Raw genomic sequence first — 15993 nt, 5'->3', positions numbered from 1 at the left:
AGTCAGGCTGCCGGTGAGATCAGCGTGGCGTTCGCTTCGGCGGCGCTCTCGCTCACCGCGCGGCCGTCTTGCATGCGCACCTTGCCCTCAGCCATCAGCCGAAGCGCCATCGGATAGGTGCGGTGCTCGACCGTCAGCACCCGGGCCGCAAGGCTGTCGGATGTGTCACCGGGCTGAACCGGGACCACCGCCTGCGCGAGGATCGGACCTTCGTCCATGCCCTCGGTGACGAAGTGCACCGTGCAGCCGGCGACCTTCATGCCGGCGTCGATCGCACGCTGATGCGTGTGCAGGCCGGGGAAAAGCGGCAACAGCGACGGATGGATGTTGAGGATGCGTCCCTCGTGGCGCTGGATGAACGTCGCTGAGAGCAGGCGCATATAGCCGGCAAGGCAGATGATGTCCGGCGATAGCCGGTCGAGTTCGGCAAGGATTGCCGCTTCGTGGGCGTCCTTGCTATCGAAGTCCTTGCGCAGGAAAGCGCGGGTAGGAATGCCAAGCGCCTCGGCTTTGGCAAGGCCGCCGGCATCCGCCTTGTCGGAGATGACGGCGACGATCTCGGCCGGGAAGTCCGGCTCGGCCGCCGCTTTCGCAAGCGCCAGCATGTTGGAGCCGCCGCCCGAGATGAAGACGACGACCCGCTTCTTGCCCGTCGAGACTTCTGTCGTCATAGGGCGAGGTTGCCCTTGTAGATCGTGCCGGCTGCCCCTTCGTCGCGGGCGACCATGCGGCCGAGCGTAAAGACGGTTTCGCCTTCTCCGGTCAGCACGGACGCGACCTCTGCAGCCTTGTCGGCCGGAACGACAGCGATCATGCCGACGCCGCAGTTGAAGGTGCGCAGCATTTCATTGGCGGCAACGCCACCGGTCTGGGCAAGCCAGGAGAAGACCTTCGGCGCCTTGATCGCATCGAGGTCGATCTCGGCAGCGAGATGCTTCGGCAGCACGCGCGGAATGTTCTCGGGGAAGCCGCCGCCGGTGATGTGGGCGAGCGCCTTGATCGAACCGGTCTCGCGGATCGCCTTCAGGAGCGGCTTCACATAGATGCGCGTCGGCGTCATCAGCAGGTCGGCAAGCGTGCCTTCGCCGAACGGCGCAGGGGCGTCCCAGGCAAGGCCCGAGAGCGTGACGATCTTGCGCACGAGCGAATAGCCGTTGGAATGCACGCCGGAGGAGGCAAGGCCGAGGATGACGTCGCCTTCGGAGATGTCACCGGCCGGCAGCAGCTGACCGCGTTCGGCAGCGCCGACCGCGAAGCCCGCGAGGTCATAGTCGCCGCCCGAATACATGCCGGGCATTTCGGCGGTCTCGCCGCCGATCAGCGCGCAACCGGATTCGCGGCAGCCGGCGGCAATACCGGCGACGATCGCCGCACCCTGGTCCGGGTCAAGCTTGCCGGTCGCGAAATAGTCGAGGAAGAAGAGCGGTTCGGCGCCCTGGACGACGAGGTCGTTGACGCACATGGCGACGAGGTCGATGCCGACGGTGTCGTGCTTGTTGGCGTCGATGGCGATCTTCAGCTTGGTGCCGACGCCGTCATTGGCGGCCACCAGAACCGGGTCGGTGAAGCCCGCCGCCTTGAGATCGAAGAGACCGCCGAAGCCGCCGATTTCGCCGTCGGCGCCGGGCCGCCGGGTCGAGCGCACATGCGGCTTGATCTTCTCGACCATCAGGTTCCCGGCGTCGATATCAACGCCCGCGTCGCTATAGGTGAGGCCGTTCTTTCCCGACTGGCTCATGCTCGTTCTCCAAGGCTCGTCGTGCGACAGGTATTTTGCGGATGCGATTGGCACGGCAGGCAAGGGAGTGCAAGCCGAGAGCAGGCATTGGCGGCGTTTTTTCACCATTTTGCCCATATCCCACGGCGCAAGCCAGTCCACTTGGCTTTAAACTGGATGACTGCACCGGTCGCACTTGACCGTTACGCGCACCGCCCCCTATCTCCTTGACAGGGTTGTGATACGCAACAGTGGCGAGCGGCGCCTCACGAGGAGTGTCATGGATATCAAGGTCAGCGGTTCCGGATTGCAGCGCCAGGTCATTTTCTGGCTGCTGGTGCTTGCCGCCTTCATTGCCTTCCTGATGGTCTTCAGCTCGATCCTGCTGCCGTTCCTGGCCGGCATGGCGCTTGCCTATTTCCTCGACCCGGTCGCCGACCGCCTGGAGCGCTTCGGCCTCAGCCGGTTGATGGCGACGGTCGTGATCCTGGTCGGCTTCGTCGTCGTCTTCGTGCTGGCGCTGATGATCATCATTCCCGTCATCGTCAGCCAGGCGTCGGACTTCATCGCCAATATTCCGGGCTATGCCTCGAAGCTGCAGGTGCTCGTCAACGAGGCGCAGGCGCGGCTGATCCCCGATTGGCTGGCAAGCCAGATGCCATCGCTGAAGCAAAGCTCGGGCAAGCTGCTCGAACAGGGCGCCGCCTTCGTCGGCACGCTCTTCCAGCAGATCTGGAACTCCGGCGTGGCGCTGCTCGACGTCATCTCGCTGCTGGTCGTCACCCCTGTCGTCGCCTTCTATATCCTGCTCGACTGGGACCGGATGGTGGAGAAGGTCGATAGCTGGGTTCCACGCGACTACGTCTCGGATGTGCGCCAGATCGCCCGCGACATGAACGCGACGATCGCCGGCTTCGTGCGCGGGCAGGGCTCGCTCTGCGTCATTCTCGGCCTTTACTACGGTATCGGCCTCTCCTTGGTCGGTCTCAATTTTGGCCTGCTGATCGGCCTCTTTGCCGGCATGATCAGCTTCATTCCCTATGTCGGATCCATGGTCGGCCTGGTGCTCGCCGTCGGCGTTGCCCTGGTGCAGTTCTGGCCGGACTATCTCTGGATCGGCCTTGTGCTTGCAGTCTTCTTCAGTGGCCAGTTCATGGAGGGCAATATCCTCCAGCCGAAGCTGGTGGGCAAAAGCGTCGGCCTGCACCCGGTCTGGCTGATGTTTGCGCTGCTTGCCTTCGGCGCGCTCTTCGGCTTCGTCGGCCTTCTGGTCGCGGTGCCGGCAGCAGCCGCCATCGGCGTGCTTGTCCGCTTCGGCATCCAGCGTTACCTTGATAGCGACCTCTATCACGGGCACGGCAAGGCCGTGGAAAAGAAGGCGAAGAGCGACAAGGCCGCCTGATTTCCGACGATTGTCCCGAGTACAGCATGACAAAACGCCCATTTGAACAAATCCCCCTGGCTTTCGGCCACGACCCGGCGACGGGTCGTGAGGACCTGCTCGTCTCCGACAGGCTGAGCGCGGCCATCGCCATCGTCGACCATTGGCCGGACTGGCCGGCGCCGGTGGTCATCATCGCCGGCCCGGTCGGCTCGGGAAAATCACACCTCGCCAGCATCTGGAAGGAGCGGGCAGGGGCGGAAGTCATCCACCCGCTCGCCGGCTCCGATGCCGCGTTGATCGCGGCCGAAAGGCCCGTTCTCTTCGAGGATGCCGACCGCAGCGGTTTCGACGACACGACGCTGTTCCACGTCATCAACAACGTGCGCCAGCATGGCACCAGCCTGCTGATGACGACGCGGCTCTGGCCGATGTCCTGGCCGGTAACGCTGCCGGACCTGCGCTCGCGCCTGAAAGCGGCGACCGTGGTCGAGATCGGCGAGCCGGACGACGAATTGCTGACGCAGGTGCTGATCAAGCTCTTTGCCGATCGCCAGCTCTTCGTCGACGAACGGCTGGTGGGCTACATCGTCCAGCGCATGGAGCGCTCGCTGGAGGCGGCGCAGACGATCGTCGAGCGCATCGACCATCTGGCGCTGGCCCGCGGCACCAAGCTTTCACGCGCGCTCGCTTCCGAAGTTCTCGAAGAACTGGGAAATCAGCGTCGGTCCGATTGACTGTCACAGAACCGTCGTCAAACTGAGATAGCCGGTGCAGCCGGAGCAATGGGATCTGAAAAGCATGGATAACGCGCTATCTGCGGTGAACGAAAACCAGGCATCGGCGGAGGACGTCGACCTGCTGACGAGCCCGCAGCGCTTCATCAACCGCGAATTTTCCTGGCTCCAGTTCAATCGGCGCGTGCTCGAGGAAACGCTGAACACCGCGCATCCGCTGCTGGAGCGCGTCCGCTTCCTGTCGATCTCGGCTGCCAATCTCGACGAGTTCTTCATGGTGCGCGTCGCCGGTCTCGAAGGCCAGGTGCGCCAGGGCCTCTCGATGCGCTCGCCCGACGGCAAGACGCCGGTCGAGCAGCTCGAAGACATCCTGAAGGAAATCGACAATCTGCAGATGGAGCAGCAGGCCTCGCTCGCCGTGCTGCAGCAGTATCTCGCCAAGGAAGACATCCTCATCGTCCGCCCGGCCTCGCTGTCGGCGCAGGACAGGAGCTGGCTTGCCAACGAGTTCGACCAGGCGATCTTCCCGGTGCTGACGCCGCTCTCGATCGATCCGGCCCATCCGTTCCCGTTCATTCCGAACCTCGGCTTCTCGATGGGCCTGCAGCTGGTCAGCAAGACCGGCCGCGAGCCAATGACGGCGCTATTGCGCCTGCCGGTCGCGCTCGACCGCTTCATCCGGCTGCCCGACGTCAAGAACGTCATCCGCTACATCACGCTCGAAGACATGGTCAGCCAGTTCATCGACAGGCTGTTCCCGGGCTATGAGGTCAAGGGCTCCGGTACCTTCCGCATCATTCGCGACAGCGATATCGAGGTGGAGGAAGAGGCCGAAGACCTGGTGCGCTTTTTCGAGACCGCGCTGAAGCGCCGTCGCCGCGGTTCGGTGATCCGCATCGAGACCGATTCGGAAATGCCGGCGTCGCTGCGCCAGTTCGTCGTGCAGGAACTGGGCGTCCCGGAAAACCGGATCGCCGTCCTGCCGGGACTGCTGGCGCTCAACACTTTGTCCGAAATCACCAAGGCTCCGCGCGACGATCTGCGGTTCGAGCCGTACAACCCGCGTTTCCCCGAGCGCGTGCGCGAGCATGCCGGCGACTGCCTCGCGGCGATCCGCGAGAAGGACATGGTGGTGCATCACCCCTACGAGTCCTTTGACGTGGTCGTGCAGTTCCTGTTGCAGGCAGCGCGCGATCCTGAAGTCGTCGCCATCAAGCAGACGCTTTACCGAACGTCGAACGACAGCCCGATCGTGCGCGCCCTGATCGACGCGGCCGAGGCCGGCAAGTCGGTGACCGCGCTGGTCGAGCTCAAGGCCCGTTTCGACGAGGAAGCCAACATCCGCTGGGCGCGCGACCTCGAACGCGCCGGCGTCCAGGTGGTGTTCGGCTTCATCGAACTGAAGACCCATGCCAAGATGTCGATGGTGGTGCGGCGCGAAGAGGGCAAGCTTCGGACCTACTGCCATCTCGGTACCGGCAACTACCACCCGGTCACGGCGAAGATCTACACCGACCTGTCGTTCTTCACCTGCAACCCGGTCATCGCCCACGACATGGCGAACATCTTCAATTTCATCACCGGCTATGGCGAGCCGGAAGCAGGCATGAAGCTGGCGGTCTCGCCGCACACGCTGCGTCCGCGCATCCTCAGGCACGTCGACGAAGAGATCGAGCATGCTAAGGCCGGCCGCCCGGCTGCGATCTGGATGAAGATGAACTCGCTCGTCGATCCGGAAATCATCGACGCCCTCTACAAGGCGAGCCGCGCCGGCGTCGAAATCGACCTTGTCGTGCGCGGCATCTGCTGCCTGCGGCCGCAGGTCCCGGGGCTTTCCGACAATATCCGTGTCAAGTCCATCGTCGGTCGATTCCTCGAACATTCCCGCATATTCTGCTTCGGCAACGGCCACGGGCTTCCATCGGAGAATGCCCTTGTCTATATCGGCTCGGCGGATATGATGCCGCGCAATCTGGACCGGCGGGTCGAGACGCTCGTGCCTCTCATCAACCGGACTGTGCACGAACAGGTTCTGTCGCAGATCATGCTGGGTAATCTCATCGACAACCAGCAGAGCTACGAAATTCTTCCCGATGGCACCTCTCGCCGGATGGAAGTCGGCAAGGACGCCGAGCCTTTCAACGCACAGCACTATTTCATGACCAATCCCAGCCTCTCCGGCCGGGGCGAGGCCTTGAAGTCCAGCGCACCGAAGCTCATAGCCGGCTGGAAGAGCGGCTGGCATAAATAAACTGGAATTGCATGGTCGAATCTGAAGCGCAGGGGCGTCTGCCCGGCATCCGCCCGGTTTCCGTTATCGATATCGGTTCGAACTCCATCCGCCTTGTCGTCTACGAAGGCCTGAGCCGCTCGCCGGCCATGCTGTTCAACGAAAAGGTGATGTGCGGTCTCGGCAAAGGCATCGATGCGACCGGACGCATGGATGAAGACAGCGTCGAGCGCGCGCTGAGAGCGTTGCATCGCTTTCACGCGCTCTCCAAACAGGCGCGGGCGACCTCGATGTATGTGCTGGCGACGGCAGCCGCGCGCGAGGCGAGCAACGGCCCGGCCTTCATCGAGAAGGCCGAGGCGATCCTCGGTCACAAGGTCCGCATCCTCACCGGTGAGGAAGAGGCCTATTATTCCGCGATGGGCATCGTCAGCGGCTATCACGATCCCGACGGTGTCGTCGGCGACCTTGGCGGTGGCTCGCTCGAACTCGTCGACGTCGCCGGCACGAAGATCGGCAAGGGCATCACCCTGCCGCTCGGCGGTATCCGCCTGTTCGAACACAGCAACGGCTCGCTCACCAAGGCACGCACCTGGGTGCGCAAGTTCATGAAGAATTCGGCCGTGCTGAAGACCGGCACGGGGCGGACGTTCTATGCGGTCGGCGGCACCTGGCGCTCGATCGCCAAGCTGCACATGGAGATCCGCGACTATCCGCTGCACATGATGCAGGGCTACGAGATTTCCTTCGACGAGGCGATGGCGCTTCTGCCGGAAGTGATCGAGCCGAAGAACATCAAGCCATCTGCCTATTCGACGATCTCGAAAAGCCGCCGCAGCCTTCTGCCCTTCGGGGCGATCGCCATGCAGGAAGCGCTTGAGATCATGAAGCCGGAGCGGATTTCCTTCTCGGCGCTCGGTGTTCGTGAAGGCTATCTGTTCTCGCTCTTGAAGGACGAGGAGCGCGCCCAGGATCCGCTGCTGACAGCGGCAAACGAGATCGCCATCCTGCGCGCCCGCTCGCCCGAGCACGCCCGTGAACTCGCCGATTGGACCGGCCGCATGGTGCCGTTCTTCGGCATCGAGGAGACGGAAGAGGAGGGCCGGTATCGCCAGGCCGCCTGCCTGCTGGCCGATATCAGTTGGCGCGCGCATCCGGATTATCGCGGCCTGCAGGCGCTGAACATCATCGCCCACTCGACCTTCTCGGGCATTACCCATGCCGGCCGGGCCTATATCGCACTTTCCAATTATTACCGCTTCGAAGGGCTCAACGACGACGGCGCCACGAATGCGCTTGCCGGCATCACCACGCCGCGCCTGCTGGAACTGGCAAAGCTGCTCGGCGGCCTCTTGCGCGTCGCCTACCTTTTCTCGGCATCGATGCCCGGCATCGCCCGAAACCTGACGTTCCGCAAGTCGTCGCTCCCGGACGTGGATCTGGAAATCGTCGTTCCGGCTGCCTATTCGGAATTTGCTGGAGAGCGTCTGGATGGCCGCCTGCAGCAGCTTGGCAAGCTTACCGGCAAGCGGCTCGCTTTCCACTTCGAAAGCTGACGCCGAAGAAATCCCGGACTAAAAAAGGAAGGGAGCGCGAACCGAAATTCGCGCGCCCTTCTTGTTTATTCGGCCTTCAGGAAATCGCCGGCTTCGAGCAGCACGAACTCGTTGTCGTCGGCCTTGTCGAGCGCGCGACCGGCCGAGAACGGCAGGTTGTTGTCGTTGCCGACGATGATGTGGGTCGCATCGACGCGGTCGACGTTTTCGATGGTGACGAAGGGCATGTCGTAGAAGCCTTCGCCGCCGCCCTGGCGCTTCTTGTTATCAGGATCGGCGATCTTCAAGAGGTCGATGTAGCCGATCTTGCGCACGGCCTTGCCGGCATTGCTGTCGTCGAAGGCGATTTTGTAGATGCGCTTGACCTTGGAGCCCGTTGCGAAGCAGTCCGGCTTCGGGTCCTTCGGATCGGCGCAGGCCTTGTCCATCGTGCCGGCGCCATTGTCGCGCTCGATCACCAGTGCGGTCTTGTCGTCGAGCATGTTGAAGTCGCCGATTGCCTCGCCACCTTCAGCCAGCGGGTAGAGCCAGCTACGGCCGGTCCAGGCCTTGCTTGCGACATCGAGTTCGATGATGCGCAGCGCCGGGCGGCCATCGGCCTGCTCGACCGTTTCGCTGTCGGTCCAGATCGGGCCTTCGAGCAGGCCGTAAAGCTTGCTGCCGTCCTTGGAAAGCGCCATGCCTTCATAGCCGCCGGAGCGCTTCAGGTTGAAGGCGGGCGTCTTCTTCGAAGGGGCGCTCTGCAGCGTCAGCGTCGGATTGTCGGGCGACATCACCGGCTTGCCATCGACTGTGGTCGCGATCACGTCGGTCAGCTTGCCGTCGAGATCGAACTTGAGGATGTAGGGGCCGAACTCTTCACCCACCCAGAAGCCGTCGGCGACCGGCTGGATCGATTCGACGTCGAAATCGGCGCCGGTGAGATAACGCTTGTCCGAGCCTTCCATGACGATCGGGAAGGGGGCCTTCTTGTCCGGGTCGGTCAGGAACAGTGTTTTCAGCGCTTCGACCTTGCCGGCGTCCCAGTCCATCTTCACATGGTGCAGCATCAGCATGGCGTCGCTGGAGTTCATCTTGCTGCCGAAGCCGTTGTCTGACAGGCTCCAGAAGGTGCCATCTTCCATCGCCTTGATGCCGGAAAAGCCCTGCATCGGCTGGCCTTCGAAGGGAAGCGACAGGCCGGTCAGGCGCACGCCGTCCTTGCCCGGCACGGTACCGAGCGCTTCGGCACGCTTACGGTCCGCGGTGGTGAACTTGCCGGAGGTGTTGAGATACTCAGGCGCGTCCGAGGGGGCAGCGATGATCGTGTTTGCCGGCAGGATCGCGTGGCCCTTCAGGGTCGCGGTGAAGGACTTTTCCTCGGCCGAGGCGGCCATCGTCATCAAAAGGGAAAGAGCCGCAGTGGCGAGAAGCGTTTTCGTCATGAAGTTCACCTTGGGTTGGAGCGTTCTGCCTGCCGCCTTGGATCGCCGTAGATCCAAGGAGAAAGACGTGCAGCAAATTCGACGTGCTGCAGCGACCCTTGCGCGTCCCACGACGCGCGGCGCTGCAGTCCGAACCCCGATAGGCGGCTATGATGACGGTTGGGTGATGCTTGCTTTACAACCCGATGAAGCTTTGGTGACAGGATTGGCCGGCGACGGCGAGGCTCGCCCAGCGGCCGGGCGTCAGGCCGTAGGCGCGCTTGAAATGACGGGTGAAATGCGCCTGGTCGGCAAAGCCGGTTTCGAGTGCTGCACCGGCAAGGCTTTCGCCGCGGGCGATCATCTGCCGTGCCCGCTCCAGCCGGCGCATCAGCAAATAGCGGTGCGGGCTGGTGCCGAGAACCCGCCGGAATTGCCGGGCGAGCGTGAAGCGATCGAGCCCGCTCACCACCTCCAGCTCCCGCGAGCCGACGGGCCGTTCGAGAGTGGCGCGAAGGAACTCGCTCGCCTGGAGAACGGCGTGCTTGTCGGCCTTTCCGGGCTTGGCGTCCTTGGTGCCGGCGTGACGATAGAGCCCCTCGGCGATCCGCACGAGGATATCGTCGAGCGCCAGTTCGTCGATGCCATTGTCGAGATCCATGACGGCTTCTCCGACCGCCAGCCTCAGCGCCTCGTCGCCCACGACAGGGGCTGCGACGAAGGGCAGGGAACGATCGGTTTCGTCAAGGGCTGCGAGCAGCCGTTCCGGCTGCAGGTACATCATCCTGTAGCGAAGCCCGATCTCCGTTCCCGCGCCCCCGTCGTGGATCTCGTCCGGATGGAGGATGATGATGCTCCCAGGATTGCTGAAGCGACTTTCGCCACGGTACTGGAACGTCTGCACGCCACCGAGCGTCACGCCGATCGCGTAGGTATCGTGGCGGTGGGGCTCGAAGAATTTTCCATGCAGGCGCGCCTCGATGCGCTCGATGCCATCGACGGCAGGCGCCACCCGAATGCCGTCGCCGGGCGCGCCGCACAATCGTTCAAGATCGATTGCGGCACCGTCCGATAATGCGTCTTCCGGCACGCCCTGTCGGGCTGAAATGGAGATGGCCGTCATGTTCGATACCAAATTTGCAATCGTCTTGCGCGAGGACCTGGCAACCTGGCAGAAGCTCAACGTCACCGCCTTCCTCGCCACCGGGATCGCCGGACAGAAGCCTGACATCATAGGCGAAGATTATCGCGATGGCGCCGGCAACGTCTACAACGCCTTGAGCATCCAGCCGATCATCGTGCTAGCCGCAGATGGGAAGACGCTCGGCAACATTCAACGGCGTGCGATCGAAAGAGAGGTCAAAGCCTCGATCTATGTGGACGCCATGTTCGCCACCGGCCACGACCACGCCAACCGTGCGGTTTTCGCCGAGACAAATCCCGAAGACGCTGCGGTCGCCGGCATTGCCATTCATGCGGACAAGAAGCTGGTCGACAAGATCACCAAGGGCGCCAAGCTGCACGGTTGACGGCGGTCACGATCCGGTCGGTCGATGTCGTGTGGCCGGCCGGTATCACTCGGCCGCGGTCGATGCCAGCTGAGGCGCCGCGCTGCCCGCGCGCAACGACAGAACGCCAAGCTTTTGCCCCCGTCCTCTGACGGCATGCTCGCCGAGATCCTCGACCCGCACATAATGCGGCAGGCGCATCTTGCGCGCGAGGTCGGTGGAGATCAGCACCTGGTGGCCGAGCGTCTTGCAGAAGCCTTCAAGCCGGGCGGTGGTGTTCACAGTATCGCCGAAATAGGTGATCTTGTGCCGGTCGAGCCCGATCTCCGCCGCGACGATGGTGCCGCCATGAAGTGCTGCGCGCAGGCGCGGAACTTCGCCGAACTCCTTTTGCCAGCGGGTCGCATCCGCATCGATCATCTCCAGGATGTCGAAGACGCAATGAATGCAGGCGGCATTGTTGGTGGCGCGATCGAAAGGCCAGGTAATGACGGCGGCGTCACCGATGTAGTCGTCGATCGAGCCGCGGTAGCGCATCACCGGATCGGCGATCGTTGCAAACAGCCGGCCGAGATATTCCTGCATCCTGAGGTCGCCGTGTTTCTCGGCATAGGCGGTCGAGCCGGCAAGGTCGATGAAAAGGAAGACGCGTTCCTCCTCGATCGGCCTGCGGTAGCGGCCGGTGAGCAGGCTCAAAAAGACGTCGCGCCCGAGCAGTTCGCGAACCCTGAGGATGAAGACGAGCGAACCCGAAACGCCGAGCGCGAAGACGAGGACTGTCTTCGACGGCATCATTGCGTCCATCCAGTGGTCCTTCATGACGCCACCCGTCTGCATGAGCAGGCCGGCGGCGGCATAGCCGACGTCGAGAAGCACGAAGTAGATCACCAGCGACGCGACGAAGAAGACCGGCGTGGAAAAGGCATGGATCCGCCGATGCAGGCGCCGAAAAATGATGCGTCGCTCAAACGCGATGATCGGAAGGCACATGAAGAGCGCATAGGTCGCGCCGATCAGGGCGCCTTTGCCGTAGAAAACCCATGCGTAGACCGCACCGGCGCTGGCGATGACCAGCAGCAAGAGAAGTCCTTCGAAAGTCGAAAAGCGCCAACGCATGCAGAAAGCTCCGGTACCGCAAGAGGCGGCATCCGTGTCGGTCGGCGCTGCCCAGCACGCCGGCTCACGTCACCTCGCTTGAAACGATGGTGATTCTGTTCCGCCCGGCCCTTGGCTAGAGCTGGATTCGGGCGGAAACTTGTCTCCGCCCGATCCCTTTTTCAAGCTGACGCGGACGTGATCTCGGCGCCGATTTCCACTGCTTCGATCTTCTTGTCGACGAAGCGCAGGGCGACGTCGCCGTTGATCAGCTTCAGTGCCGTTTCGCCGAAGAGTTCGCGCCGCCAGCCCTTGAGCGCGGCGACATCCGCCTTCTCGCCCTCAGCTGCGATTTTGTCGAGATCATCGCTGTTGGCGATGATCTTCGCGGCGACGCCCTGCTTCTCGGCGATCAGCTTCAAAAGCACCTTCAGCATCTCGCCGGCGGCCGCTGCACCTTCCGGCGCATGGCTCTGGCGTGGAAGCTTCGGCAGATCGGCCTTCGGGATCGCCAGCGCCTCGTTGACGGCCTCGACGACCGCCGTTCCGGCCGTGGAGCGTTCCCAGCCCTTGGGGATGGTCCGGAGCCGTGCGAGTGCTTCCGCATCCTTCGGCTGCTGCTGGGCGATCTCGTAGATGGCATCGTCCTTGAGGATGCGGCCGCGCGGCACGTTGCGGGCGCGCGCTTCGCGCTCGCGCCACGCCGCAACTGTCTTCAGCACGGCGAGCTCGATCGGCTTCTTCACCCGCATCTTCAGCCGCTGCCAGGCGTCATCAGGGTGCAGGTCGTAGGTGTCACGGGCCTCGAGAATGGCCATCTCTTCGGTCAGCCAGAGCGAACGCCCTTCACGCTCGAGTTCTGCCGCCAGGTACTTGTAGATGTCGCGCAGATGCGTGACGTCGGCCAGCGCATAGTCGAGCTGCTTTTCGGTCAGCGGACGGCGGCTCCAGTCGGTAAAGCGCGAGGATTTGTCGATCTGCGTGCCGGTGACGCGGTTGACCAGCTGGTCGTAGGAAACGCTGTCGCCAAAGCCGCAAACCATCGCCGCGACCTGCGTATCGAAGATCGGGTGCGGAATAAGGTTTCCGAGATGGAAGATGATCTCGATGTCCTGACGCGCAGCATGGAACACCTTGATGACCTCAGGGTTGGCCATCAGCGCGAAGAACGGCGCAAGATCGATGCCCTTCGCCATCGGGTCGACGATGACGGCAAGGTCCGGGCTCGCCATCTGGATCAGGCAAAGCTCCGGCCAGAAAGTCGTCTCGCGAAGAAATTCGGTATCAATCGTAATATAATTTGAAAGGGCCAGCTGCTGGCAGGCGGCCTCAAGGTCTGCTGTTGTTTCAATCATCAGATTTAAATCACTGTGGCGAAAATGCGGCTTGGAATTTCGTGTAACTCTTCGCGGCATCTGTCACAATCGAAATCTCAGACGACTTTGAAATAACCCGTCATGCCGGTCTTCTGGTGCTCGATGATATGGCAATGCACGACCCAATCGCCCGGATTGTCCGCCACAAGCGCGACTTCCGCCTGTTCGTCGGGCAAAAGCAGGATCGTATCGGTCGGCGGCGGCAGGAAAGTCCGCTTGTTGGAATTGAGAATGCGGAAGCTCAGGCCGTGCAGATGGATCGGGTGGGCATGCGGCGTCCGGTTGGCGATCTCGAGCACATAGCTCTTGCCAAGCTTCATCTCTTCGATCGGCGCGATCGGATCGGGCGTGTCGCCCGGCCACGGAACCTTGTTGATCGCCCAGAAGGTGTAGCCGAGCGAGCCGCAGATCGAAGGCGTCGCCTTGTGCTCCGCCGTCGCCGTCAGTTCGAGCGGCACGCGGGTGGCGGTGGAGAGGTCGGCTTCCGCGATCGGGTTGGCGGGCAAGGGGGCGACATCCCGAAGGTCGCGCTTGAGCGAGGCACCGGCTGACCGGAAGCGCGCGATCGTCCAGGGATGCGATCCACGCAGGTTGCCGAGCGTGGCCGTCTGGCCTTCGCCATCGGGCATGCGCACGACAAGATCGACGCGCTGGCCGGGCGCAAAATCGTAGCGGTCAAGCGCAAACGGCTTGTCGACCGGGTTGCCGTCCAGCGCAATGACCATTGCGTCCGCGCCCTCAAGGCCGATCGTATAGATGCGGGTGACGTCCGTTGCTGCGATGCGCACGCGCACCAGGCCGCCGGCCGGCGCGTCATAGGTAGGTTCCTGCTGCCAGTTGGCGGTGCGCACCGTGCCGTAGGTGCCGCCGCGAGCCGCATCGCGCGGCTTGAATGCGTCGATGAAGGCGCCGCGCGTGCCGAGCCGCCAGTCGCGCAGGTTGAGCACGATCTCCGCATCGAAGGTCGGGTCGTCAGGGTTCTCGACGACGATCACGCCGGTCAGGCCGGCGCCCATCTGCGTCAGCGTGTTGCAATGCGGGTGGTACCAGAAGGTGCCGGCATCGGGCGGGGTGAACAGATAGTCGAAACGGTCGCCCGGATAGACATAGGGCTGCGTCAGTTCCGGCACGCCATCCATGGCGTTGGCGATGCGCAGTCCATGCCAATGCACGGTCGTCGGCTCGTCGAGCCGGTTGAGGAGGCGGGCGGCATAGGGTTCGCCCTTGCGCATGCGCAGGACCGGCGGCATGGCGCTGCTTGAGGTCTCACCCAAACCGTAGGTCATGACCTTGGGCGTAAGCCCATCCTTGGCGATATGGGCTTCGGTTAGCTGTGCCATCAGGATCTGCGGATCGGGTGCGGCGCCGGCGCGGGCTGCCATGCCGGCACCAAGCGTGAAGGCGCCTCCGAGAGCAGCGGAGCCTTGGAGGAAGGTGCGGCGGCTGATGACGGGCATTTCGGCGATCTCGGCTGCTGTTTGAGGTGTGCCGGTTCTAAACCTGATTATTGTGTTCAGCAATTATCCTGATCGCGCGCATCTTGCCGCAGGTCAGCGGTCCTTGCGCTTGTGGTTGTTGCCGGCGGCGAGCTTGTTGAAGAAGGACGAGGTGCGCAGCAGGTTGCGGAACGGCATCGCCCGCTCGCCGGCCGGTACCGGTGCGCGCGCCGTCATGCGCTGCAGCGTGTAGAGCATGAACAGGAAGAGGATCGCTGCCGTGTAGATGAACAGCGCCTGCGGCCCGAAGATTTCGAGCAGGAAAGATGCAAACAGCGGCCCGATGATCGCGCCGAGCGACCAGAAGAACAGCATGCCGGCGGAGACGAGCGCATGCTGCCCCTCGGCCGCGTGGTCGTTGGCATGGGCCGAGCAGAGCGAATAGAGCGGCATGGCAAAGGCGCCGAAGAGGAAGATGCCGGCAAAGTTCAGCCACTCGTCGTTGCCGGCGCCGAAGGCGAGGAACAGGCCGGCGAGCAGCGAGCCGAAGGTGGCGATCAGGATGATCAGGCGGCGGTCGAACCGATCGGAATAGTGGCCGAGCGGATACTGCAACACGACGCCGCCGATGATGCCGGCGCTCATGAAGGTGGCGATCGCGGTGACCGAAAGGCCGATGCCTTGCGCATAGATCGGCCCGAGAGAGCGGAAGGCGGCGTTGGTCAGGCCGACGACGATGCAGCCGACGGTCGCGAGCGGCGAGATGTTCCAGAGCGCCTTGACGTCGAAGCGGATCGCCTCCGGCGCCACCGGGCTCGATCGGTCGGCAAAGGAGATCGGCACCAGCGACAGCGTCAGCGCCATGGAGATGATGGCGAAGAGCTCGAAGCCGCCAAGCCCGATACCCGGGATGACATACTGCGCCGCCGTCACCGAGCCAAGGTCGACGAGGCGATAGACGGAAAGCGTCCGGGCCCGGTTGGCATTGGTGACACTGGCGTTCAGCCAACTCTCGACCGTTGCAAACAGGCAGGCAAAACAGATGCCGGCCAGAAGCCGCATCAGGAACCACATCAGCGGATTGATGACGAGCACCATCGATATAGCGGCTGCAGACGCGATCGCCGCCATCGCCGAGAAGGTGCGGATATGGCCGATCGAGCGTAGGATGCGGGTGACGTAGACGCAGCCAAGCGCGAAGCCGATATTGTAGCCGGCCCCGATGACGCCGATCAGCGATGTCGAGAAACCTTCTTCCAGTGCGCGAAGCGAGATGAAGGTGCCCTGCAGGCCGTTGCCGCCGATGAGGATGCCTGCGGTGACGAGGAGGGGGATGAGCGGGCGAATCTGAGACATGGGGCAGGCGACATCCGGGAAGGCGGCCACGACTCGGGTGGGATCACTGTCGGGCCTTGCTCATGTGTAGCCCTGCAACTTGGCGCCGGACAGCCCCGAATTGTGACGATTGCCGTTCTTTTCGCGGCATTTCACCCGCCTTCTGTTATAAGCGGTCTTGGACTGGCTCCTGCCTTCGTTTACAACGCACCTCCATCG

Annotated in this window: 13 protein-coding genes; 5 read left to right on the top strand and 8 right to left on the bottom strand. The window is 63.2% G+C overall.

What is annotated here, in order from left to right:
- Positions 1–2: 2 nt before the first annotated feature.
- Both purN and purM read right to left on the bottom strand, forming a co-directional pair.
- A complete protein-coding gene (purN, locus tag JVX98_RS16040) occupies positions 3–671 on the bottom strand; it encodes a phosphoribosylglycinamide formyltransferase (protein ID WP_205239166.1) in 669 nt (222 codons plus the stop codon).
- Complete coding sequence (gene purM, locus JVX98_RS16035; RefSeq protein ID WP_192447336.1) at positions 668–1738, bottom strand: phosphoribosylformylglycinamidine cyclo-ligase; 1071 nt, start codon at positions 1736–1738, stop codon at positions 668–670. Before purM ends, purN begins: the two co-directional genes overlap by 4 nt.
- A 259-nt stretch (positions 1739–1997) precedes the next feature.
- Here purM and JVX98_RS16030 point away from each other — a divergent pair, with 259 nt between their 5' ends.
- From JVX98_RS16030 to ppx, 4 genes are all read left to right on the top strand, one after another.
- Positions 1998–3119 carry an AI-2E family transporter gene (locus tag JVX98_RS16030; RefSeq protein ID WP_043611419.1) on the top strand — a complete coding sequence of 374 codons (1122 nt, stop codon included), beginning with the start codon at positions 1998–2000 and terminating at the stop codon, positions 3117–3119.
- A 26-nt stretch (positions 3120–3145) separates the two neighbouring features.
- Positions 3146–3835: a DnaA regulatory inactivator HdaA gene (gene hdaA / locus JVX98_RS16025; RefSeq protein ID WP_034803824.1), complete on the top strand. Its 690-nt coding sequence runs from the start codon at positions 3146–3148 to the stop codon at positions 3833–3835.
- A gap of 64 nt (positions 3836–3899) precedes the next feature.
- Positions 3900–6086 (top strand): RNA degradosome polyphosphate kinase, encoded by a 2187-nt coding sequence (locus JVX98_RS16020; RefSeq protein WP_192447334.1) that lies wholly within the window; start codon positions 3900–3902, stop codon positions 6084–6086.
- 11 nt (positions 6087–6097) lie between these two features.
- Positions 6098–7621 (top strand): exopolyphosphatase, encoded by a 1524-nt coding sequence (ppx, locus tag JVX98_RS16015; protein WP_043611422.1) that lies wholly within the window; start codon positions 6098–6100, stop codon positions 7619–7621.
- A gap of 65 nt (positions 7622–7686) precedes the next feature.
- Here ppx and JVX98_RS16010 read toward each other — a convergent pair whose 3' ends face one another.
- Positions 7687–9045: an esterase-like activity of phytase family protein gene (locus JVX98_RS16010; RefSeq protein WP_205239165.1), complete on the bottom strand. Its 1359-nt coding sequence runs from the start codon at positions 9043–9045 to the stop codon at positions 7687–7689.
- Positions 9046–9220: 175 nt separating this feature from the next.
- Positions 9221–10147, bottom strand: coding sequence for an AraC family transcriptional regulator (locus JVX98_RS16005; protein ID WP_205239164.1), 927 nt, complete (start codon positions 10145–10147; stop codon positions 9221–9223).
- Here JVX98_RS16005 and JVX98_RS16000 point away from each other — a divergent pair.
- Entirely contained in the window at positions 10146–10553 is a 408-nt protein-coding gene (locus tag JVX98_RS16000; RefSeq protein WP_205239163.1) for a DUF2000 family protein, read from the top strand. The genes JVX98_RS16005 and JVX98_RS16000 overlap by 2 nt on opposite strands.
- Positions 10554–10598: 45 nt before the next feature.
- Here JVX98_RS16000 and JVX98_RS15995 read toward each other — a convergent pair whose 3' ends face one another.
- The 4 genes from JVX98_RS15995 to JVX98_RS15980 form a co-directional block, all read right to left on the bottom strand.
- Entirely contained in the window at positions 10599–11648 is a 1050-nt protein-coding gene (locus tag JVX98_RS15995; RefSeq protein ID WP_205239162.1) for an adenylate/guanylate cyclase domain-containing protein, read from the bottom strand.
- Positions 11649–11809: 161 nt separating this feature from the next.
- Positions 11810–12982, bottom strand: coding sequence for a ribonuclease D (gene rnd / locus JVX98_RS15990; protein ID WP_192447329.1), 1173 nt, complete (start codon positions 12980–12982; stop codon positions 11810–11812).
- A 77-nt stretch (positions 12983–13059) separates the two neighbouring features.
- Positions 13060–14460, bottom strand: a complete 1401-nt coding sequence (locus JVX98_RS15985) for a multicopper oxidase family protein (protein WP_205239161.1) — start codon at positions 14458–14460, stop codon at positions 13060–13062.
- A 93-nt stretch (positions 14461–14553) separates the two neighbouring features.
- On the bottom strand, positions 14554–15795 hold the full coding sequence (locus tag JVX98_RS15980) for an MFS transporter (protein WP_205239160.1): 1242 nt from the start codon (positions 15793–15795) through the stop codon (positions 14554–14556).
- Between the last annotated feature and the right edge of the window lie 198 nt (positions 15796–15993).

The sequence above is a fragment of the Ensifer sp. PDNC004 genome, assembly GCF_016919405.1.
Lineage (GTDB): Bacteria > Pseudomonadota > Alphaproteobacteria > Rhizobiales > Rhizobiaceae > Ensifer.
This window is presented reverse-complemented; position numbering and strand designations above follow the sequence as displayed.

What these genes read in the sequence shown, in the direction of transcription:
- purN (WP_205239166.1), bottom strand. Translation starts at nt 671, where the DNA reads ATGACGACAGAAGTCTCGACGGGCAAGAAGCGGGTCGTCGTCTTCATC.
- purM (WP_192447336.1), bottom strand. Translation starts at nt 1,738, where the DNA reads ATGAGCCAGTCGGGAAAGAACGGCCTCACCTATAGCGACGCGGGCGTT.
- JVX98_RS16030 (WP_043611419.1), top strand. Translation starts at nt 1,998, where the DNA reads ATGGATATCAAGGTCAGCGGTTCCGGATTGCAGCGCCAGGTCATTTTC.
- hdaA (WP_034803824.1), top strand. Translation starts at nt 3,146, where the DNA reads ATGACAAAACGCCCATTTGAACAAATCCCCCTGGCTTTCGGCCACGAC.
- JVX98_RS16020 (WP_192447334.1), top strand. Translation starts at nt 3,900, where the DNA reads ATGGATAACGCGCTATCTGCGGTGAACGAAAACCAGGCATCGGCGGAG.
- ppx (WP_043611422.1), top strand. Translation starts at nt 6,098, where the DNA reads ATGGTCGAATCTGAAGCGCAGGGGCGTCTGCCCGGCATCCGCCCGGTT.
- JVX98_RS16010 (WP_205239165.1), bottom strand. Translation starts at nt 9,045, where the DNA reads ATGACGAAAACGCTTCTCGCCACTGCGGCTCTTTCCCTTTTGATGACG.
- JVX98_RS16000 (WP_205239163.1), top strand. Translation starts at nt 10,146, where the DNA reads ATGTTCGATACCAAATTTGCAATCGTCTTGCGCGAGGACCTGGCAACC.
- JVX98_RS16005 (WP_205239164.1), bottom strand. Translation starts at nt 10,147, where the DNA reads ATGACGGCCATCTCCATTTCAGCCCGACAGGGCGTGCCGGAAGACGCA.
- JVX98_RS15995 (WP_205239162.1), bottom strand. Translation starts at nt 11,648, where the DNA reads ATGCGTTGGCGCTTTTCGACTTTCGAAGGACTTCTCTTGCTGCTGGTC.
- rnd (WP_192447329.1), bottom strand. Translation starts at nt 12,982, where the DNA reads ATGATTGAAACAACAGCAGACCTTGAGGCCGCCTGCCAGCAGCTGGCC.
- JVX98_RS15985 (WP_205239161.1), bottom strand. Translation starts at nt 14,460, where the DNA reads ATGCCCGTCATCAGCCGCCGCACCTTCCTCCAAGGCTCCGCTGCTCTC.
- JVX98_RS15980 (WP_205239160.1), bottom strand. Translation starts at nt 15,795, where the DNA reads ATGTCTCAGATTCGCCCGCTCATCCCCCTCCTCGTCACCGCAGGCATC.